Annotated in this window: 22 protein-coding genes and 2 tRNA genes; 17 read left to right on the forward strand and 7 right to left on the reverse strand. The window is 59.3% G+C overall.

Features of this window, described 5'->3' with window-relative positions; genetic code table 11:
• Together ACC569_RS09265 and ACC569_RS09270 are read right to left on the reverse strand one after the other, a co-directional pair.
• On the reverse strand, positions 1–558 hold a 558-nt coding region (locus ACC569_RS09265; protein WP_372523231.1), incomplete at its 3' end, for a histidine kinase dimerization/phospho-acceptor domain-containing protein.
• A 152-nt stretch (positions 559–710) separates the two neighbouring features.
• A complete protein-coding gene (locus ACC569_RS09270) occupies positions 711–1,157 on the reverse strand; it encodes a host attachment protein (RefSeq protein WP_372523233.1) in 447 nt (148 codons plus the stop codon).
• Between the two features lie 388 nt (positions 1,158–1,545).
• On the opposite strand from ACC569_RS09270, the gene ACC569_RS09275 reads away from it, so the two are divergent.
• Positions 1,546–1,755, forward strand: coding sequence for a hypothetical protein (locus ACC569_RS09275; RefSeq protein WP_372523234.1), 210 nt, complete (start codon positions 1,546–1,548; stop codon positions 1,753–1,755).
• Here ACC569_RS09275 and ACC569_RS09280 read toward each other — a convergent pair.
• Positions 1,745–2,560, reverse strand: a complete 816-nt coding sequence (locus ACC569_RS09280) for a sulfurtransferase (RefSeq protein WP_372523236.1) — start codon at positions 2,558–2,560, stop codon at positions 1,745–1,747. The two genes, ACC569_RS09275 and ACC569_RS09280, sit on opposite strands and share 11 nt — an antisense overlap.
• A 282-nt stretch (positions 2,561–2,842) precedes the next feature.
• On the opposite strand from ACC569_RS09280, the gene queD reads away from it, so the two are divergent.
• The 3 genes from queD to ACC569_RS09295 all read left to right on the forward strand — a co-directional run bounded on the left by queD (position 2,843) and on the right by ACC569_RS09295 (position 4,741).
• Complete coding sequence (queD, locus tag ACC569_RS09285) at positions 2,843–3,202, forward strand: 6-carboxytetrahydropterin synthase QueD (RefSeq protein WP_372523237.1); 360 nt, start codon at positions 2,843–2,845, stop codon at positions 3,200–3,202.
• A gap of 6 nt (positions 3,203–3,208) precedes the next feature.
• A complete protein-coding gene (locus tag ACC569_RS09290; protein ID WP_372523238.1) occupies positions 3,209–3,898 on the forward strand; it encodes an alpha/beta hydrolase in 690 nt (229 codons plus the stop codon).
• 192 nt (positions 3,899–4,090) lie between these two features.
• Positions 4,091–4,741, forward strand: a complete 651-nt coding sequence (locus ACC569_RS09295; protein WP_372523239.1) for an ankyrin repeat domain-containing protein — start codon at positions 4,091–4,093, stop codon at positions 4,739–4,741.
• Positions 4,742–5,173: 432 nt separating this feature from the next.
• Here the strand turns inward: ACC569_RS09295 and ACC569_RS09300 are convergent.
• Positions 5,174–5,249 (reverse strand) — tRNA-Glu (locus ACC569_RS09300).
• A gap of 42 nt (positions 5,250–5,291) precedes the next feature.
• Between ACC569_RS09300 and pcnB the strand changes: the two genes are divergently transcribed.
• The 8 genes from pcnB (at position 5,292) to ACC569_RS09340 (ending at position 12,159) form a co-directional block, all read left to right on the forward strand.
• Positions 5,292–6,725 carry a polynucleotide adenylyltransferase PcnB gene (gene pcnB, locus ACC569_RS09305; RefSeq protein ID WP_372523240.1) on the forward strand — a complete coding sequence of 478 codons (1,434 nt, stop codon included), beginning with the start codon at positions 5,292–5,294 and terminating at the stop codon, positions 6,723–6,725.
• A complete protein-coding gene (folK, locus tag ACC569_RS09310) occupies positions 6,718–7,224 on the forward strand; it encodes a 2-amino-4-hydroxy-6-hydroxymethyldihydropteridine diphosphokinase (protein ID WP_372523241.1) in 507 nt (168 codons plus the stop codon). Before pcnB ends, folK begins: the two co-directional genes overlap by 8 nt.
• 36 nt (positions 7,225–7,260) lie before the next feature.
• The gene (locus ACC569_RS09315; RefSeq protein ID WP_372523242.1) at positions 7,261–7,911 is read left to right on the forward strand and encodes a deoxynucleoside kinase; all 651 of its coding nucleotides are present in this window, start codon (positions 7,261–7,263) and stop codon (positions 7,909–7,911) included.
• A complete protein-coding gene (gene panB / locus ACC569_RS09320) occupies positions 7,908–8,714 on the forward strand; it encodes a 3-methyl-2-oxobutanoate hydroxymethyltransferase (protein ID WP_372523243.1) in 807 nt (268 codons plus the stop codon). Before ACC569_RS09315 ends, panB begins: the two co-directional genes overlap by 4 nt.
• The gene (panC, locus tag ACC569_RS09325; RefSeq protein WP_372523244.1) at positions 8,711–9,562 is read left to right on the forward strand and encodes a pantoate--beta-alanine ligase; all 852 of its coding nucleotides are present in this window, start codon (positions 8,711–8,713) and stop codon (positions 9,560–9,562) included. The genes panB and panC overlap by 4 nt, the downstream gene beginning before the upstream one ends.
• 61 nt (positions 9,563–9,623) lie before the next feature.
• Positions 9,624–10,004: an aspartate 1-decarboxylase gene (panD, locus tag ACC569_RS09330; RefSeq protein ID WP_372523245.1), complete on the forward strand. Its 381-nt coding sequence runs from the start codon at positions 9,624–9,626 to the stop codon at positions 10,002–10,004.
• A 256-nt stretch (positions 10,005–10,260) separates the two neighbouring features.
• Positions 10,261–10,914 carry a hypothetical protein gene (locus ACC569_RS09335; RefSeq protein ID WP_372523246.1) on the forward strand — a complete coding sequence of 218 codons (654 nt, stop codon included), beginning with the start codon at positions 10,261–10,263 and terminating at the stop codon, positions 10,912–10,914.
• 249 nt (positions 10,915–11,163) lie between these two features.
• Positions 11,164–12,159 carry a patatin-like phospholipase family protein gene (locus ACC569_RS09340; protein ID WP_372523247.1) on the forward strand — a complete coding sequence of 332 codons (996 nt, stop codon included), beginning with the start codon at positions 11,164–11,166 and terminating at the stop codon, positions 12,157–12,159.
• 1,606 nt (positions 12,160–13,765) lie between these two features.
• On the opposite strand, the gene ACC569_RS09345 is transcribed toward ACC569_RS09340, so the two are convergent.
• The gene (locus tag ACC569_RS09345) at positions 13,766–14,101 is read right to left on the reverse strand and encodes an antibiotic biosynthesis monooxygenase (RefSeq protein WP_372523248.1); all 336 of its coding nucleotides are present in this window, start codon (positions 14,099–14,101) and stop codon (positions 13,766–13,768) included.
• A gap of 625 nt (positions 14,102–14,726) precedes the next feature.
• Between ACC569_RS09345 and ACC569_RS09350 the strand changes: the two genes are divergently transcribed.
• The 4 genes from ACC569_RS09350 to ACC569_RS09365 all read left to right on the forward strand — a co-directional run bounded on the left by ACC569_RS09350 (position 14,727) and on the right by ACC569_RS09365 (position 16,017).
• Positions 14,727–15,080 carry a type II toxin-antitoxin system RelE/ParE family toxin gene (locus ACC569_RS09350; RefSeq protein ID WP_372523249.1) on the forward strand — a complete coding sequence of 118 codons (354 nt, stop codon included), beginning with the start codon at positions 14,727–14,729 and terminating at the stop codon, positions 15,078–15,080.
• Complete coding sequence (locus ACC569_RS09355; RefSeq protein ID WP_372523250.1) at positions 15,067–15,372, forward strand: Fis family transcriptional regulator; 306 nt, start codon at positions 15,067–15,069, stop codon at positions 15,370–15,372. Before ACC569_RS09350 ends, ACC569_RS09355 begins: the two co-directional genes overlap by 14 nt.
• A gap of 95 nt (positions 15,373–15,467) precedes the next feature.
• Complete coding sequence (locus tag ACC569_RS09360) at positions 15,468–15,743, forward strand: BrnA antitoxin family protein (RefSeq protein ID WP_372523251.1); 276 nt, start codon at positions 15,468–15,470, stop codon at positions 15,741–15,743.
• Between the two features lie 64 nt (positions 15,744–15,807).
• A complete protein-coding gene (locus ACC569_RS09365; protein WP_372523252.1) occupies positions 15,808–16,017 on the forward strand; it encodes a hypothetical protein in 210 nt (69 codons plus the stop codon).
• 8 nt (positions 16,018–16,025) lie between these two features.
• On the opposite strand, the gene ACC569_RS09370 is transcribed toward ACC569_RS09365, so the two are convergent.
• Positions 16,026–18,143, reverse strand: a complete 2,118-nt coding sequence (locus ACC569_RS09370; RefSeq protein ID WP_372523253.1) for a hypothetical protein — start codon at positions 18,141–18,143, stop codon at positions 16,026–16,028.
• A gap of 488 nt (positions 18,144–18,631) precedes the next feature.
• Positions 18,632–18,718: transfer RNA gene (locus ACC569_RS09375), tRNA-Leu, on the reverse strand.
• A gap of 73 nt (positions 18,719–18,791) precedes the next feature.
• On the opposite strand from ACC569_RS09375, the gene ACC569_RS09380 reads away from it, so the two are divergent.
• Positions 18,792–19,793, forward strand: a complete 1,002-nt coding sequence (locus tag ACC569_RS09380) for a glucokinase (RefSeq protein WP_372523254.1) — start codon at positions 18,792–18,794, stop codon at positions 19,791–19,793.
• Positions 19,794–19,922 lie beyond the last annotated feature (129 nt).

Genomic DNA, 19,922 nt, shown 5'->3' on the forward strand with positions numbered 1-19,922 from the left:
GAATTCGATTTCCTCCAGCTCCAGCTTGCCGGATTCGATTTTGGAGAAGTCCAGGAGATCGTTGATCAGCGTCAGCAGACCGCTCGCCGATGACTTGATGATTTCCGCATGACGGCGCTGTTCGTCCGAGAGTTTCGTTTCAAGCATCAGGTCGCTCATGCCGATGATGCCGTTGATGGGCGTGCGCAGCTCATGGCTCATTTTGGCGAAGAAATCGCTCTTGGCCTTGCTGGTGAAGTCGGCCTGGGTCAGCGCCTCGCGCAGAGATTGCGTCTTGTGCTGAACGAGATCATTGGCCTCGCCCGCCATGCGGAAGGTCGCGTACTGCCCCCACATGGCGAACACGAACGGCATAGAGTCCACCGTCCACAGCGCGATATTGGAGGTCTGGGCGAGAATGATGCCATCGATGGTAATGTCGTCGACCATCACATAGCACACCAACAGCGTGGCGATGACCACGCTGGTGCTGGCGATCAAGACGCCATACAGCGCGTATTGGGAGGCCCGCTCCCGAAGCAGCAGGAGGTCTTCCGCGAGTCGTTGCCGCTGATTCATTGTTTCCGGTAATGCCCCGGCATTAAGAGGTTTCTTCCCTCTTAGTGTAGATGTTTTTGCGGGGTGCCCGTGCGCAGGCCAAGCCCGGACGCGGCGTGAAATACAGCCACGCCGCAAAAAAAATCGGGAGGAAACGGATTTGGGTGGCCGGCTTAGAGCCGGATAGTGTCGGTCAGATGTTTGGGCATATTGTGCAGTTCCACGCCTCCCAGGTCTTTTCCCACGGTCGCCGTCACCAGTGCCGCGGTGGGTGTGCTCAAGGCGGCACGCAGGCTGCCCAGAAAACGCGGTTCGGCGACCAGCACGAGTTTCCCATAAAGCTGCTGGTGGCGGCCGTTATCCAGCATCGCGCTTAACTGTTTGGCAAATTGTTCCGTGACATGTGCCGTGGGTTCCTGTTCGGAACTCAGTGAATGGCGTCCCGGGCCGTGGCTGTCGATACTGCGTCCCGGTTTGTCGGCACCGATGTCTTTGTTCTTGAGTCTGCCCTCGGGATGCGGGATGTCGTGGAGGAGATTCAGGCCTTTGCCCGGGCCCTTGTTTTCGAAAAGCCGTGCGCCGCCCCGGTGGGCTACCAGTATCCATGTGTTGTTCATCATAAGAATATGTCTCTTTGCAATCTGAGAATGCTTCGTCGGGATTTTTTACATTCTACCGGATGAAGAAAAGACCATGCATCTGTTTTCGGTACTCTATCTAAATCCTTGATTAGTAGCGACAAGAATCATTATTGGAGAAAATGCGAACAATAAATTTGCATGGCCGATGCGTCTATAGGTTTTAATTGTGTAAACCTTCGCTTACAAATCAACCGTTCATCACTGCTTGTAGTCAGGCAGGCGAGTTCATTTTATTTTCCAAAAGACCTGTAATTAAGCGTGCCGAATGAGCGTGTCTTGTTTTTTCTCACGTGTGGCACAGGAATTGCCATTAGTATCTGGCAGTGCCCGAATTACCACGGGTTGGAGGAAAAGGGGGTCGATAATAATGAAATGGCTGAAAGCGTTAAAAAGAAAAATAACGGCATTGAAATCCGCGCAGACGGACGATGCCGGACGGTGGGAAACCGCGGCCATGGTGTACGGGGGAGACATCTACGCTGTTCTGGTTCGCGATCGCGCGGTGCGTCATCTCACGCGAGTGGACAACCGGTGGGCTGATCATCGCTACGATGCCGGGTGGCCTTTCATTCGATAGGCGTTTCGGGGCTGTTGCCCCATTCCGACCACGAACCCGGATACCCCCGCACGCGGGGGTATCCGAGGTTTTTCAGAACTATATAAGTATGCGCCGAGCGATGATGCGTCTGGCAATAGGCGATCACTTCCTTGTCCGGCGTTACCCCCATTTGCGACAAGACCTGCTTTAATTCTTGCGCCGGCTTCAGGCGCAGGTTGCGTGTCTGATCGATGGCGTTGACCCAGTCGAAGTTGACCGCCCCGGGAATATGGCCGGCCCGCTCGGCGCGCCGGGTCTCACCGCGGTACTCAGCCGGTGTTCGCGTGTCCACGAAGACCACGTTCGGATCGCGCAGGTGACTCACGATGTAGATCTTGTCGGCCACCGCTGTGTCGCGAAATTTCACCGTGTATTGACTTCGCGGCCGGCGAACCTCCTCAGAACTGACCGGATGCCGATCGTTGAGCCAGGCATGCAAGCCGCCGTTCAGCAGCGAGTAGTGTGAATGACCGATAACATCCAGTGTCCAGAGTAGCCGCGAGGCGCGCCCACTGCCTTCGTCGTCGTAGGCCACCACATGTCTGTCCGGCGTCAGGCCGATACCGCTGAACACTTCGCACAGCTGAGCTTCGCTTGGCAGCATGCCCATGGCGGGCGGGCGCGCCGCGACGATTTGCGCATAGTCGACATGTACCGCGCCCGGCACGTGGGTTTGTGCATAAGTTTCGGGCCGACACAGGTCGACAATCAAAAGGTTTTCTGCGTTCAGATTCCTGACCAGCTCCGCTGGCTCGACGACCAGTGGCAGAAGAGGTTGGGCCATGATCCCTTTGTCGACGCGATGAACCAATGAGAGTTAGGGAAGCTCTGATCAAGTCCGTTCGTGGCGAGCCTGTCGAACCATGAACGGACGAATCGCCTGACATTTACCGCATTTCCCGTTCACCCTTCGACAAGCTCAGGGCGAACGGGAGACTTGATCAGAGTTTCCTTAGTTGCTGGGCATTCTAACGCCGACCAAAGGACGCGGCGAGATCCGCGTGGTTCCCGTGGACCCGGAAAGCCGTTAAACTTGTCCGGTCATTTTTAACACCGGCTTATTCCCGTGGAAATATTCAAGATATTCACCGTTGAGGCGGCACATCTGCTGCCGAATGTTCCGGAAAATCACAAATGTCGCCGGTTGCACGGCCATTCCTTCCGGATCGAGATACGCGTGACCGGGCCGGTGCAGGAACAGGCGGGCTGGGTCATGGACTTCGCCGACATTACCCGGGCCTTCCAGCCGGTTTATGAACAACTCGATCATCATTATCTGAATGAGATCGAAGGTCTGGAGAATCCCACGAGCGAGCGTCTGGCTCGATGGATCTGGCGCCAGCTCAAACCCGCGTTGCCGCGGCTTTCCGAGGTCGTCGTGCGCGAGACTTGCACCGCCGGTTGTATCTATCGCGGGGAAGACTGAACACGCATGGACATCCACCCGCGCGACGAATCTCCGGTAGTGATCGAAACAGGGCGGCGCCCGTTGGCTAGCGTCATCTGGTTGCACGGCCTGGGCGCCGACGGCCATGACTTCGAAGGTCTGGTTCCCGAGCTGCACTTGCCGGCGCAGCCCGCGCTGCGTTTCGTGTTCCCGCAGGCACCGTTGCGGCCGGTGACCATCAACGGTGGTTACATCATGCGCGCGTGGTATGACATCGCCATGACAGAACACGGTATTGAGCAGAACCCGGAGCATATCCGTGAATCGCAAGAAATTCTTCAGGCGCTGATCGAGGAGCAAATACAGCGCGGCATTCCCGGCGAGAGAATTGTGCTCGCCGGATTTTCCCAAGGAGGAGCCATTGCGCTGCACACCGGCCTGCGTTCCCCGAAGCCGTTGGCCGGCATCATGTCCCTGTCGGCGCCGGTGCCGTTTGCCGAAAACTTGATGGCCGAGATTCATCCGGCCAACGCCGCGGTGCCGGTCTTCATGGCGCACGGTACGGACGACCAGATGGTCCCCTTTGCCGCCGCCGAGAAGGTCCACCGTCTCATGGAGGTACACGGGCTTGCCCCGGAATGGCGCGTTTATGCCACCGGACACTCCGTGGCCCCGGATGAAATCCGGGATATTGCCCGCTGGTTGGGGCGCGTACTCATGAATGAAACGAGGTGAAACGGGCCGGCGGGGGGCGGGTTTTACGTGGCGTGATAGCGGTTTAGGCGATGTTCAGTGCCGCGGCTGTGCATTAGCCTTGGGCTTCACACGGCGGAAAATCATCTAGACTTAAGGCTAAGCGCCGCTGGACAGCCTTTTGACGGCGGCGATCGCTTTATTTATAAGGAATCAGAACAGAGGAGAGCTGTTGTGGTCATATTAAAAGAATCGCCGCGTGACTGGGGTCTCGTTGCTGTTGTCATTATCCTGAGTATCGGCGCCAATCTGCCCAGCGCATGGACGGATTGGATCAACTTCGACCGTCGATATTTGCTCGGAGGTCTGATTGCGGTCGTGGCCGTGGCGCTGGTCAGGTATCTCAAATTCACCCTCATTCTTGTGATCGTGGCACTCGCCGCCGGCGCCAATGTGCCGGGCGATATCGCCAAGGAATTCGGTTTCGATCCCCAGATCAGCATGCTGGGATTAGTGGCCATGATCGTCATCTCGCTCAGTAACCGGCTGCTCAAGTTGCCGACGGGCCTTGAGAAGAGCGGTCGTTCCAAGACCGCGCACGGCGCGGCTGCATTGTTCACCGCCATTCTCAAAGGGCGCATCGCGGTCGTGCAGTCGCTGTTGAACCAGGGCGTAAACGTGAATGTGCGGACTATCAGCGGCAAGACACCTCTGATGGCGGCGGCCTACAAGGGTTACAGCGATATTATTCAGATGCTGCTCGACAACGGCGCGGATGTGAACGCCAAGGACGGACGCAACGACACGGCGGTCAAGATCTCCATCCGCGGCGGTTATACCCGCATTACCGAATTGCTGAAAAAGGCCGGCGCATTGGAAAACTGAATTGGCGCGACAGAGATGGTCAATGAAAAAAGGGCCCTTTGGGCCCTTTCTGTTTTTTTTGGCGTTCCCAAGGAGGCGACACGGAAATTTGCTCGCCCCTTTGCGCTTCGCGCTCCAGGGCAGCGTCGCAGCGCTCCGCTGTCCAATTCTGCTCCTGGCAGAATTGTCGCGAAGACACTTAATTGTGGTTGTAGCCCAGGGTGCAACAAGAACCGTTGTACCCGTTCGGCGGCGCCGATGGACGTGAAGTGCATCTGTGAAACCCCGCCTAACCTTCGCGCCGTCTAGCGCCTGTACATGGGTGAGCCGCGAAAGCGGCGAACGCCCGGCCAGATATGGCCGGGCCAGACTTCGAGCGAACAATAATTGAGCAGCGAGAAGTGCGGGCTGGGGCTAATCGAAGTCACGAGGCGACGCCATGGACGGCATGTATGGCGCTCCCAAGGGGATTCGAACCCCTGTTACCGGCGTGAGAGGCCAGCGTCCTAGGCCACTAGACGATGGGAGCGTTAGGGAATGGCGCGTGGCGCCGTAAGCGGTGTTATTATACGTGCCGGCCGACAAAGCACCAACTGGTCAGATTCTTTGGAAGCCATGCTTTGAACGGATAGGTGGAAGAACAATTAACGAACCCGTCATCATTCCCCGCGCGCAGCACCACGTCTCCCGCGCGCTGATCAGCGAAAACGCCCTCAAGGTTCTGCACCGCCTGAAAGATGCCGGCTATGCCAGCCTGCTCGTGGGCGGGTGCGTGCGCGACCTGATGCTGGGACGCGAACCCAAGGATTTCGACGTCGTGACCGATGCCCGCCCGGAACAGATCCGCAAACTGTTCCACAACGCGCGCGTGATCGGCCGGCGCTTCCGGCTGGTCCACGTGCGTTTCGGACGCGAAATCATCGAGGTCGCCACTTTCCGCGCAATTCCCCATGACGCTTCGGAGGAGCCAATTCCGCAGGAAGGGGAAGAGGGCGAAGAAATAGAAGATATCGAGGATATCGAGGACGAGACGCCCGCCGAGGTGATCGATCACAATGTCTTCGGTTCCCAGGAGGAGGATGCGGTGCGGCGCGATTTCACGGTCAACGCGCTGTACTACGATATCCGCGATTTCAGCGTCATGGATTACGTCGGCGGGGCGGAGGATCTGAAGCGTGGCGTCCTGCGCGTCATCGGCAGCCCCGAGTCGCGCTATCGCGAAGACCCGGTGCGCATGTTGCGGGCGGTGCGTTTCGCGGCCAAGCTCGGATTCAAGCTCGAGGAAAAGACCGCCGCGCCGATCCGCGATCTTGCGCCGCTTTTGACCACCGTACCGCCGGCGCGCATGTTCGAGGAGGTGCTGAAGCTGTTTCACGGCGGCTACGCGCTCGAGACCTACGAGTTGTTGCGCCATTACGGACTGTTTCAGCATCTGTTCCCGCTCACCGAAAAAAGCCTCGAGCGCGAAGAACAGGGATTTCCCGTGACGTTGCTGCCACGCGCCCTGGCCAACACCGACGCGCGCGTGAACGAGGACAAGCCGGTCACCCCCGCGTTTCTGTTCGCCGCCATGCTGTGGGAGCCCGTAAGACAACAGGTGGGCGAGTTGATTGCGAGCGGCATGAACAGCTATGACGCCATGTTCCGTGCCGCGGACCAGGTGCTCCGGGAACAATTGCGGCACGTCTCCATCCCCAAACGGTTCAGCGTGCCGATGCGCGAAATCTGGAGCATGCAGGATCGTCTCGAACGGCGCGCCGGCCAACAGGCGTTTCGTCTCCTGGAAAACAAACGCTTCCGCGCAGCATACGATTTTCTGCTGTTGCGCGCCGCCACCGGCGAAGCCGATCAGGCGCTCGCCGATTGGTGGACGCATTTCCAGACAGCGGGAGACGACGAACGTCGTGCCATGACGGCGCAGATGGCGCCGGCCGCCGGCACCGGCAAACGCAAACGCCGCCGTCGCCGGCGGCCAAAGTCCGCGCCGGCGCCGCGGCATGAGTAAAACGCCGCGCAGCGACGCACGCGCCTATATCGGCCTGGGAAGCAACCTGGACGATCCCGCGACGCAGATACGAGCCGGCATGGCGGCGCTGGCACGGCTGGCGGAAACGCGCGTCGAAGCCTGTTCCTCGCTTTACCACAGCGCGCCGGTGGGCCGGCAGGATCAGCCGGATTTCGTCAATGCCGTTTGCCGCGTGCGTACCGGACTGGCTCCCGCGGCGTTAATGCATGATCTACTGGAAATTGAAAGCCAGCACGGGCGCAAGCGCCGGGGCGAGAAAGGCGGCCCGCGCACGCTCGATCTCGATCTGCTGCTATACGGCGTCGAGGCCATCCACAGCGCGACGCTGACCGTGCCGCACCCGAGACTCCACGAACGCGCTTTCGTCCTGTATCCTTTGTCGGAACTCGAACCGGACCTGGTGATCCCGGGGCACGGTCCGCTGCGTGAACTGCTGGCGGGTTGCGCCGGTCAGCGGGTGCAGAAGATGGATGTTTGAGGACGGGACAGGTCCAGAAGCGGGAAGCATCGGCACATGAATACCATCAATCCAGGTTATGTTGTCGTCGAGGGTCCGATCGGCGTGGGCAAGACGAGTCTCGCCATGCGTCTCGCGGATGCGTTCGGCGCGCAGCCGCTGCTGGAACAGCCGCAGGAGAATCCGTTCCTCGAGCGGTTCTACCAGTCGCGCAAGCAGTTCGCGCTGCCGACACAATTGTTTTTCCTGTTTCAGCGCGCGCGTCAGATCGAGCCGCTCAAGCAGAGCGATATGTTCAACAATGGATACGTCGCCGATTTCCTGCTCGACAAGGACAGGCTGTTCGCGCGCGCCAACCTGGACGACGACGAACTGCGGCTCTACGAGCAGGTCTATGCGCAAATGAGCCTGCACCTGCCGGTGCCGGACCTCGTGATCTACCTGCAGGCGCCGGTGGAGGTGCTGCACGAACGGATGCGCCGCCGCGGGGTGGAGTACGAACGCCGGATCGATCGCGAATACCTGCAGCTTCTGGTCGACGCCTATACCCAGTTTTTCCACCACTACACCGCCGCGCCGCTGCTGGTGGTGAACGCCGAGCGCATCAACATCGTCGATAACGATGACGATTTCCAGATGCTGTTGTCGCACATCCGCAAGATCCGCAGCGGCCGTCATTTCCTCAACCCCCTCGCCGCCAGCCTGTGAAGCCGGTCACCGTCAGCACGCTCCGGGAGATGAAGCGCCGCGGCGAGAAAATCACCTGCCTCACGGCCTATGACTACAGTTTCGCCAACCTGCTCGACCGCGCCGGCGTCGACATGATCATGGTCGGGGACTCGCTGGGCATGGTCATGCAGGGCCACGACACCACGCTTCCGGTCAGTGTCGCCGACATGGTGTATCACAGCCGCTGCGTGGCGCGCGGCGTCGAGCGCGCGCTGATCGTCACGGACATGCCTTTCATGAGTTATCAGGAAAGCCCGCAACATGCCTTCGCTTCGGCGGGACGTCTCATGCAGAAGGGGGGCGCGCAGGTGGTGAAACTCGAAGGCGGCGAACCGATGGCCGCGAGCGTGCGCTTTCTGGTCGAGCGCGGCATTCCGGTGTGCGCGCATCTGGGCCTGACGCCGCAATCGGTGCATCAGCTCGGCGGTTACCGTGTGCAGGGGCGTGACGTTACCGCGGCGGAACGCATACGTCACGACGCGAAAGTAATGCAGGACGCCGGCGCGAGCCTGCTGGTGCTCGAGGCGGTCCCGTCGGCGCTGGCGAAGACCATCTCGATGGACCTGGAGATTCCCACGATCGGCATCGGTGCCGGCCCCGATTGCGACGGCCAGGTACTGGTGTTGCACGACATGCTCGGTCTCTATCCGCGACCGAGTCCGAAATTCTCCAAAAATTTCATGCAAGACGCGGCCAGCCCCGAAGCCGCGGTGAAGGCCTACATCACCGCCGTGAAATCCGGCGCCTTCCCCGGACCGGAGCACGGTTTTCATGCCACATGATCACGGTTGATTCCGCCGTCGGTCTCAGAGAGCAGATAGCGAAGTCGCGGCAGGGCGGCAAGCGCATCGCGTTCGTGCCTACCATGGGCAACCTCCATGCCGGACACATTCTTCTGATGCAGGAGGCACGCCAGCACGCGCAGGCGGTGGTGGCCAGCATCTACGTCAATCCCCTGCAGTTCGGTCCGAACGAGGACTTCGATGCTTACCCGCGCACGCCGGGCCATGACAAGGTGGCCTTGCTTGCGGCCGGCGTGAACGTGGTGTTCGTGCCCTCGGACAGCGTCATGTACCCGCGCGGACGCGGTGCGCAGACCGTCATCGAAGTGCCGGGACTGAGCGAGGATCTGTGCGGCGCTTTCCGTCCCGGCCATTTCCGCGGCGTGACCACCGCGGTCCATCGCCTGCTTACGCTGGTCGCGTCCGACGTGGCGATCTTCGGTAAAAAAGATTATCAGCAACTAATGCTGATTCGCCTCATGGTCGCGGACCTCGGCATTCCGGTGGAGATCGTCGGCGTGGACACGGTGCGCGAACCGGACGGGCTGGCCCTGAGTTCGCGCAATAATTATCTGAGCGCGTCCGAACGTCACACGGCGCCCCAATTGTACGAGACGCTTTGCGCCCTGCGCGACCGGGTGCTGCGGCACGGTAGCCTGACCAAGGAAGCGGAGGAAGCGGCCATGGAGTCGCTCAAATCCCACGGATTCCGACCCGATTATGTCAGCGTGCGCCGGCAGAGCGACCTGGTCGTTCCGCAGCCCGAGGACCGCCGGTTGGTGGTCCTGGCGGCCGCCTGGCTCGGGCGCACGCGCCTGATTGATAACATCGAATTCGAACTGAAATAGTTATTTGAATCCGCACGAATTAGGCCCGATAATATGGGTATTCGCTGGAGGAAATTAATTCATGCGCCGCATCATGCTCAGATCCAAGCTGCACCGCGTGACCGTCACGCATTCCGAGCCCGATTATGAGGGTTCGGTGGCAATCGACGGCCGCCTGCTGGATGCCGCCGATATCCGCGAGTACGAGCGCATCGAAGTCTATAACCTCAAGAACGGCGAGCGCTTCTCGACCTACGCCATCCGCGCCGAGGAAGGCTCGGGCATCATCTCCGTCAACGGCGCCGCCTCGCACAAGGCCAGCCCGGGCGATATCGTCATCATCTGCGCCTATGCCGAGTTCGAGGAAAAGGAACTGGCCACCTTCAGGCCGCGCCTTGTGTACGTCAACAACCGCAACCACATCACCCACACGCGCAATTCCATCCCGGTTCAAGTTGCCTGAGCAGTCGGTTCACAGGTATTCCCCGGTTCTTTCCTGACTCATTCCACTTGTCTCCGGCGGTGGGTATGTCACCGCCGATGCCCTAACGCACGTCTGCTTAGCTCGCCAGGGCTTTGAAGAGTATTTGGGAGGAACTTCGACCAGCGGTGAACTTGGGCAGACCGTTGGCCGATTGGCCTGCCTATGCCGCTCTAAACTTTGCGGGAGAGAGTAAATCGCTATGCAAGGGTGGATCTGGAGCATGCAAGAGATACTGATGAGACTGGTTGATGTCCCGCTGGCGCGCATGTTTGTGCTTGCCGCGATCATCTTTCTCCTGGTCGCGGTGCTCGGCAAGATCGAGGGCAAGATCGAGCCCGGAAAAATCGGCCGAATCGGCGCGACCGTGGTGGGCATACTGCTGATGGGTTCGGGTCTGGCCATGCACTTTATCGATGCTGAAGATCTGCGGGACAAGTTACGTGGAAGCGTGAGCCCGCGACTTTCCGCGCCGGCCCGGCTATCGGGCGACGTTTTAGCCGGAACCGCACGCGATTTTCCCGCCAGCAGCTCACTGGTGTTGCAAGCCGTGGCATCACAGGGCGGCGCTGGATCGGCGGACAAGGCGGCGGCGAGCGACAAAACCGAGAACGTCAGGCCAGCAATCAAGGTGGTTGCCGGTACCTATGGACGCAATTGTGGCGCCAAACCCGGTAACGCCACGTCCCAGGTGGCGCGTGCCTGCGACGGACAGGCCGTTTGCCAATACAAAATCGACACCGCCATGCTGGAAGACGCGGCCCCGAACTGCATCAAGGATTTCGCCGCCGAGTGGAAATGTGGAACCGCCGCGAACGTATACGCCGTCACCATACCGGCTGGTGCCATGCAGGGCGAACACCTGCGGCTTGCCTGCACGGCATTTCAGTAGTTGGCTTTTGGCCGGGTTTCGTTGAACGGCCGGGGCCCACACGGCAATAGGGCGCCGGTGACGCCCCGGGTTTCTGAACTACATCCTCCAGACACGATCCACCGCCTAGCTTCGAATGGACAGGCCCCGCCGCTCGCGCCCGCGAAGATTTCATCGGTTTGCTATACGGTTCTATTCAGACGCGGTATCGTCCGGTAAATTTCTTCGATAGTTTCGCGCTTCGCGGAATATTCATGAATCGGCGCAGGTATGCAACCCCAGGATAATCTTACTCACGGCAAATCCGGCATTGTGTTGGCGCTCAGCGGCGGTGGGGCCGCCGGCTTGGCGCATATCGGTGTCATACAGACACTGGCGGAAAATTCCATTCCCGTACGCGCCGTCGTCGGCACCAGCATCGGCGCCGAAATCGGCGCGTTCACGGCGAGCGGTATGCCAATCGCCGAACTGGTGAGTCTCGCCACGGATTTCGACTGGAAGCAGACGTTGCAGCTCTTCATGCCGGATCTGCCGACCGGAGGCCTGGTGTCCGGCAGGAAGATCATGGATTTTCTGAATACCAAGCTGGGCGCGCACGATATAGAAGACCTCCCCATGGGTTATGCGGCCGTCACCACCGATCTTGAAACCGGAGAACAGGTGATCGTCGACCGCGGTGGATTGGTGGATGCCGTGCGCGCGAGCATTTCGATTCCGGGGATCATTGCACCGCATCGCATCGGGAACCGCTGGCTCGTGGACGGGAGCGTGCTCAATCCCGTGCCGTTTGACGTAGCCCGCGAGCGCTTCGGCGGCCCGGTGGTGGCCGTGGCGGTGCATTTCGCCGTGCGTCAGCAGACCAAGCGCGTCCGCCAGCCAAAATCCGGACAGTTGCCGGTACGCATTCGGCAACTCTTGCGGCAACCCTGGATGGCGCGCACGCAGGGACTCGAGGAATGGCTCGAAGCGCAGCTCGAGAATTACCGCAAGACCCAGGACAGGAAACCGTGGTGGACAGCGCGCCGGGTGCTGGATCAGGTGATGGCTATCACCCAAGCGGAGATGGTGCGCCTGCACGCGGCCAGGAACCCGCCGGATCTCATGCTGGTGCCTGATGTTGGCGGAATCGGCAGAGTTGAATTTTACCGCGGCAAGGAGGCAATCGCGGCCGGCCGCGCGGCGGCGCGGGAAAAACTGGCGGAGATCAAGAGTCTGATCGAGGCGGCCAGCAACCCGCAGGATACATCACGTCACCCCGCGGGTTGAGATGGGTACCGAGGGTCGGACAAATCTGTCGGGAACAGATTTAGACGCGTGTAGCGTGGCCCGAAGGGCGAGACGAGTGGGTACATGTATTAATTAGCCAGGGACAAGATAAATTATGTCTGCTTTGGAGAATATCTAATAGTGCAAGCACATTCCCAGTAACCAACCTGCGGGCAGATGCAGACCTTTGCTGCCACCGTAGGGTGTTTCCACAGCGTTACTGGCTGTCCTGTTCACGGTTTGACAGCCGCCTGTTTCCGTTTCTGTCGAGGTATATTGATATGGGTCGGGTTGATATGGACCGGGTGTGTTCATGCCCGCTTTTGCCGGTAACCAACCAATCATCAGTGATGTCGTCGGACGTGCCTCCTGACTTAGAAACAATGCGGGAGCGGGGAACGATGCACCATTCTCTGTCTCTTTGTTATTAACAACGTTAGATGTTTGTTTGCTTTGATATCGCGAAAACCAAGCAGGAACCCGTTCCGGGGATTTTTGAAAAGCGCGAATAGTGGCATCGGGTATAAACAAATTGTACGGACGCGATGGCTTAGCGGGAGCGACGCTTCGTGTGTTGTCTTCCGGCGCCACTGTTCCCTCGACAGCCGTGGCCGCGAAAGCAATGTGGCACGTTAATGCCGCGCCGACAGCGCACGTGATGACCAATGTTTTAGTGAAATAAGGCGGCATATGGCTGAAACGGAGAAGGGATTTTACCTGTGCTAGTTAATATTAATTATGGAACACTTTGTTCAAGTAGCGTGTCCACTCAGCAATCTACGACAGCCGTTTATCCGTAATGTTCCCTCCCTGGCGTTGGTAATACGGAGAAATTTTTTCATGAAATCAAAGTTCAGCAGACTGTTTCAGCGAGTGACTGGACAGAGACTCAGTTGCGGGGGTGCGCGTACTACCTAAAAATAGATAGTCAAAGATCACGCCGCTGCAAGGCGGCCACTGCGGCAGGCCGGTGATCCTGCATCGCTTGCCAGCGCCAGAACCCTATCTAAATCTCGCATTTCCAGCCACACCCAGCTCCACGCTGGCACAAATCTGGCACAAGCAGAAAGCGGAACCAAAAATCAAAAGGACCACATCGCTGTAGTCCCTTGATCTGTCTGGTACCGAGGGTCGGAATCGAACCGACACGGTGTTTCCACCACCAGATTTTGAGTGGGATATGCGGAAGTAGGGCGTGTTTAAATTCAATCACTTGTATCGCTTGCCCGCGCCCAAAACCCATTTCAATTGGCTTATATCCAGTCTCACCCCGTCTCACCCCGGGACAATATTGGGACAGCGTCTCGGCTAACGAAGATGTCCGGAAACCCGCCGACTTTAACGCGAGTTACCGCCTTATGCCCCTCGGGTCGGCATGGACCGAAACGGTGGCCCGGCAGGTTCCGGAATCGATGGCCGGTTTGGACTGATGTCCGGAAGACAGCGCACCGGCGTCCCGTGGTGCAAGCATGGCAATTGGCCAAGACAGGCGGCGGTGTGATTTAACAATTCGCCAGGCACACGGTCAATGCGCTCGCATGGTTTTCTGCAAAGCAGACGCTCATTAGCCGGCTAAGCGGCGGCTCGCCCGCCCACGATGGAAGGGTTAGGGTTCTGATTCAGTTCCGGAGTAGGTTTCGACGACTTCATACATTCCGGGATCGAACTTTGCGATTGCGAGCGCCTGCTGCAAATAGGGCAACGGCGCGGGATTCTCGCGCATCGCTTGGTAGTATTCGACACTGCGCCATTGGGCGTACATCGTGACCTTTGTTCCATCGAGACCCCGATGCAGGCTGGCCGAAATGAAACCTGGCGCATGGCGTACGGAAGTCTCGGTCGCGCGGGCTAGCAGTTCAAGGAGTTGCCGCTGATTCGCGGGCTCGACGGTGAAGACATTGATCAGCGTGACAAGCTTGCGGCTCGGAGAGATCGTTGTCATAGGCGGACTCGCGGAAATGTGATTACTGCAAGGATAACTCTTTCGACCGATGTCCGCTCGTCCGAACCGAGATGAGGACCACCCTGTGCCTGGCCCAATCACGTGTCCCTGGCGAAATCGTAATCATCTCGCTGCTCGCCACCATGCGGCATCCACGTGAACGGTTCCTATCCCCGCTTGGCACAAAGCGAAAAGCGCGACTGAAAATCGCTGCGTCATATCGCTGTAGGTTCTTGATTTAATGGTACCGAGGGTCGGAATCGAACCGACACGGGATCGCTCCCACCAGATTTTGAGAAACATGGGGGGCACAGCCAGTCGTTACCGATTAATGACTTGCATCGCTTGCCGCTGTGCCATTCCCAGTCACAATCCTAGGTAAACCAGTCTCAGCCAGTCTCGCCCCGGCACAAATCTGGCACACGGTGGCGACGATGATTTGGCGAGCTTCCCGTCGGCCGCTTCGGCTTGGTGCGCGGAGCCTCTTGCGGATCAGGCGAAATGGGAGCAAGTATTGATTCGCCATTAGGTACAAGTGGCGCCGTGATTTTACAATTCGCCACCGACAGGGTCTTATGCTTATTATGCCCTTGCATACAAGTACCGTATAAGGTACACTTTATAAGTGGCCAGCCAGCAAAAGCTCAATGCCGTTTTTTACCGAAGCGCCAACGGCAACGAGCCGGTACGCGACTGGCTGAAAGGTCTTCTCAAACAGGACCGCAAAGCGATTGGCGAAGACATCGCTTACGTGCAGTTCAAGTGGCCAATAGGCAAACCCCGCGTCGATCATCTACGCGGTTCGATTTGGGAAGTGCGCACCTCGCTCGGTAATCGCGTCGCGCGCACGTTGTTTGCCGTCGTGCGCGGACAGATGGTACTGCTGCACGCCTTCATCAAGAAGACCCAGCAAACCCCGAGCGAGGCGATCGATCTAGCGGAAAAACGTTTTAAGGAGTGGCGACATGGCGAAACATAATCCTCATACCGGCTCTAACTTCGACGACTTCCTGAAAGAGGAAGGCATCTATGAAGCGGTGCAGGCCAAGGCGCTGAAACGTGCCTTGGCTGAGCAGTTGGCCGAGGGCATGGAGGCAACGAAGCTGGGCAAAGCGGGCATGGCGCGAAAGATGGCGACTAGCCGCTCCCAACTCGATCGAGTCCTCGATCCGAACAATCTCTCGGTGCAGCTCGATACGCTCATCAAGGCCGCGCGCGCCGTCGGCAAGGTCGTAGAAATCAAAATCAAACGGCCGCCGAAGGCAGCGTAACGCGTAATGCGCCGGGGAAGACCAACGACCGATACGGCGAACCCGTATTCGCGTGATTTCTTCCCGGAACATGCACCGAAAGGAGCGCGCTACGTATGGGCAAAAAGCTAGCGACCAAGAAACTTAAGATTATCCCGCGCTTTGGCTCGGAGGCCGAGGAACGCCGGTTCTGGCAAACGCACGATTCGACCGAATACTTGGATTGGTCGAAGGCCGAACCTGCGCGCTTTGCGAAGCTCAAGCCCTCCACGCAAACGATTCCGCTGCGTTTGCCGTTAGCCCTGCTCGAGCGGATCCGAATCGAGGCGAACAAGCGCGACGTTCCGTATCAGTCGCTGATCAAGATATGGATGTCAGAGAAGACGCGCTGAGTGATCAAGTGTTTTTTGAGGAACGTTCGCGTGCCTGGAAAGCCGACCTTCAGAAGGCGTGTCAGTGTCCGCTGTTGGTACGCCTGACCGCCTCAAGGCGACCCTTATCAGCCGTCTGATCCGCTCTGAAGCGGCCGTTCAATATGCCGCCAAGCGGTCGTTGACTAACACCATCACGTGGGTGGACATTGCCGATGCGGCAAGCGTCGTTGCAGCCGCCAACGCGACTGCCGTCGGCGTGGCCGCGATGATTGTTGCCGTCGCCGTGCTCTGAGAAACCCGCTAGGGCGCTCGCTGAGGTCCGATCAACGGCGTCTTCACCGGCTTTGCCAAGCCGAAGAAGACCACTACGCCGTTGCCGCCGAAGCGGGTGGCCAGCGCCGGGTCCGGCACTTTCTTGAAGCCTTGGTCATACTGATCCCAGTTGTTCGGCACCCACACGTTGCCCGCGGGATCGATGGCGACGTCCGTGATGGCATTTTGCAATCCGCCGATGTAGCCGCCGGGCGGTGAAATCGGGTCGCCGGTCTTTGTGCCGGGCGGGCAGTTCGCGGGTCGCGCGCCGCAAAGGTGCGTGACCGAGTGGCCCGTCGCGTTGGCCACCCACACATTGTCGTTGCCGTCGATGGCAATGCCCCAAGGCGCAATGATGCTCTTCCCGCCATCAAACGGTGGCAGGACGGTGCCATCGGGCCGCACCATGGAAACGTTGCCGCCGGGATACTTGACCAGTAGATCAACCAGGTTGATCCACATCTGGGTTTGGGCGTCGTCCTTTGACGCCGAGCCTTCGACGAGGCTTTCGACCTTCGATTTGAGCTTGGCCTCGATAAACGCCAGCTTCTCCATCGTGTCGGGATGGCCGATGGTGTTGGCGACCCAGGCGTTGCCGAGGCTATCGATGGCGACGGCCCGCGGGCCGAACCCGACTTTGATCTGCTCGGCTTTGCCGGGATTGCTCGCCGGGAAGCGCGTCACCGTGTCGGAGCCGCCATTGGTGATCCAGATTCGATCCTGCTGATCGATAGCGAGGTGGAACGGCCCCTTGACCTGGAGCGTGCCGTCCACGGGTTTGCCATTCACGGTGCGGCCCAGGATGCGCCCCTTCGTGGCGTCTCCCTTCGGCAGATACACAATCTGGTCATTATCATTGTCGAGCGCCCAGACGTCGCCATTTGGCGTGGTGATGATGCCCTGCATCGAACCCAGTTGTCCGCCGAAGTTGTAGCCAGTCTCGGGGGAAAGCGGCTTGCCTGTTTTGCGATCGAAGGCGGAGATTGTTTTGCCGGCGAGACTGGTGGTCCACACCTTGTCATCGGCGCCGATGGCGAGGCCGAAGCCGGGACCGTCGACGCCGCCGCCGCGATACCCGAGCGTCATCGGCGAAATGGGCTTGCCATTCGGCGCGATCTTCGAAACCCCGCCGCCGAAGGAGTTGTAGATCGTGGACTGCGCACCAACAAGGAAGTTATCGCCTCCCCACATGTTGCCCTCTCCATCAAAGGCGATGCCACCCATCGAGTTCATTCCAGCGCCGGCATAGACCAGGGACAGAGTCCACGCGCCCGGCGCGAAGCTGAGGTAAGGGATGAAGGGCACCGGGCGCCAACGCTTCCCGGCGGGGACGGGATAGAACGCATCTAGCAGCGCGAAGAGTTGCTGCGCTTGATTCGATGGGTTGCGCGCGATGTTCTGCGCCGCCGTGAGCGTGTCGGTGGGCGCAACGCCACCGGGAGGCGTGGCGACGGCGAAGAACTGGTTGCACGCGTCGCCGTGGACCCGCGTGATACAGCCCGTCAGCAAATTCGCCAGCGTATTGAATGTCGCGAGCGTCGCCGTCTGCGAACTGTTGAGCGGATCTTGAATCACCGGGCCTAGCCCGCCCGTTTCGAGGTCCACCAAGTTACGCACGTTACCCGCGGCGATCGTCAGACCGAGTGCGTGCCCTTTAATCGCGGCGCCGTCGACGAACTGCGCGTGTGTCCACACCGAGGCGATGGTCGTCATCTCGTTGATCACGACGCGGGAAGGCGGTTTATTGCCCAGCACCGTTATCAGCGCGATGCCGTCGTTGTCGCTGTCTGTCTTGTCGGTCAATGCCTGTCCACGCTTGGCGACCAAGTAAAGGCTTGTGTCCGCGCCGGTGGCATCGGGAATCGTCATACGGAACTGGCCATCAGCGCCGGTCATTGCCTGGGCGAGCTCCTTCGGTGCCCCTGCGCTCGCGGCCCACAAGGTAACTGTCGAGCCGGCGATTGAGGCGCCACCACCGAGGACTTGACCATTGAAGCTTACGGCGGCCATGGCTGGCACGACTGGGACGAAGATAAGGGTTGCGAATGCCAAGACTGCTGTCGACACGGCGATTGCTGATTTCGGAAGGTATTTCATGGGGTTCATTGTCAATGACTCCGACGATTTTGAATGGCTAAATGTTGCAGGATGGCCTCGCCGATTCCTTGCCGCAAGTCAAATCAACGGCGTCGCCGTTGATCAATACCACCGGATGAGCAAGCAACGTCCATAACCGCGAACACGGTTGGGCGCAGGAGCCGGCGGACTGGCTCCGCTGAGAGATTGTCAGGTGTCGGTTTGGCGGTGGCGCCCGTATCTGCGTAATCGCGGCGACAGCATGCTCCGAATGGCTTGTTGCCGGGAAAATAGACGACGACCCTCACCGTCCGCACTTGGCCGAAGTTGCCCGTTAGCACGTCCAATTTCTCGATGACCGCTCTTAGACAGGCGAGCTGTCTTTGCGCCACGCGGCGTCATCGCCTTGTCCCAGATTTGTACCGGCAAATAATCGCGTAGTACCGAAAAATAACCGCAGGAACTCTTGCGCCAACAATGGTCATACGTCGCAAGTGCCTGATTCGGTAAGAAGTGATTGGTACCGAGGGTCGGAATCGAACCGACACGGGATCGCTCCCACCAGATTTTGAGTCTGGCGCGTCTACCAGTTCCGCCACCCCGGCTTGATGCCTGCCAGTATAACAATCTTGCCATCATCCTCACAATGTGATGTCCTGTTCGCGACACCAAGGATGAATGGCAATGCGCGTGCTGGCGGGCGACATCGGCGGGACCAAGACACTGCTGCAAATCGTGGACTGCGAGACGGGCGTGTGTCGCGCCGTCCGCGAGCAGCGCTTCGACAGCGGGCTGCATGACGGCTTGTCGTCCATTCTCCGTGAATTCCTGAAGCAGGAAGAGAAGCAAACCGTCGAGGCCGTCTGTCTCGGTGTCGCGGGGCCGATCAAGGGAACCACCGCCGACCAGAGCGTCAAGGTCACCAACCTGCCGTGGTCGATCCACAGCCAGGACCTGAAGCGCGAGTTTGGATTTCCCCGAGTGCGCCTCATCAACGATTTTCAGGCCGTCGGTTACGGCATCGAAACGCTTGGCGCGAAAGATATGGTGGTGTTGCAGCCGGGCGACCCGGTGGAACACGGCCCGCGCGCGGTCATCGGCGCCGGCACCGGTCTGGGGCAGGGCATACTCATCTGGAATCGGGATCATTACGAGCCCGTCGCCACCGAAGGTGGGCATGCCAATTTTGCGCCCGTGAACGAATCGCAGATTGAACTGACGCGCTATCTGCTGAAAGCCGTCGGTCGTACTTCCTGGGAACTGGTTCTGTCCGGTCACGGTCTGGCGCAGCTTTATGATTTTCTGAAAGCGCGCGGGGGGACGCCGGAATCCCCCGCGGTCGCCAAGGCCATGCAGGCCGACGATCCAGCCGCGGCCATCGCGCAGGCCGCGCTGGAACGGAATGATCCGCTCGCTAACCAGGCGCTGGATTTGTTCGTCGACATCTATGGCGCCCAGTCGGGCAACCTCGCGCTCACCGCCGGCGCAACCGGCGGCGTTTATATCGCCGGCGGCATCGCGCCGAAAATCATCTCAAGGTTGACCAATGGCCGGTTCATGCGGGCGTTCCTGAACAAGGGCAGGATGCAGTCGTATGCCGCCGCCATTCCGGTAAGGGTGGTGACCAAGCCGGAAGCAGGATTGTCCGGGGCCGTACTGGCAGCGACTCGGCTGATGTAACCCTGAAGCGCAAAGGCGACGAACCATGGCGAATGAACTGACTCCGGAAAAACTGACGACTGTCAGCAATGCCGTCTATTCGGGTAACAAGATCGAGGCGATAAAATTTTATCGCACCGCCACCGGCAA

It is taken from the genome of Sulfuricaulis sp. (assembly GCF_041499725.1).
Lineage (GTDB): Bacteria > Pseudomonadota > Gammaproteobacteria > Acidiferrobacterales > Sulfurifustaceae > Sulfuricaulis.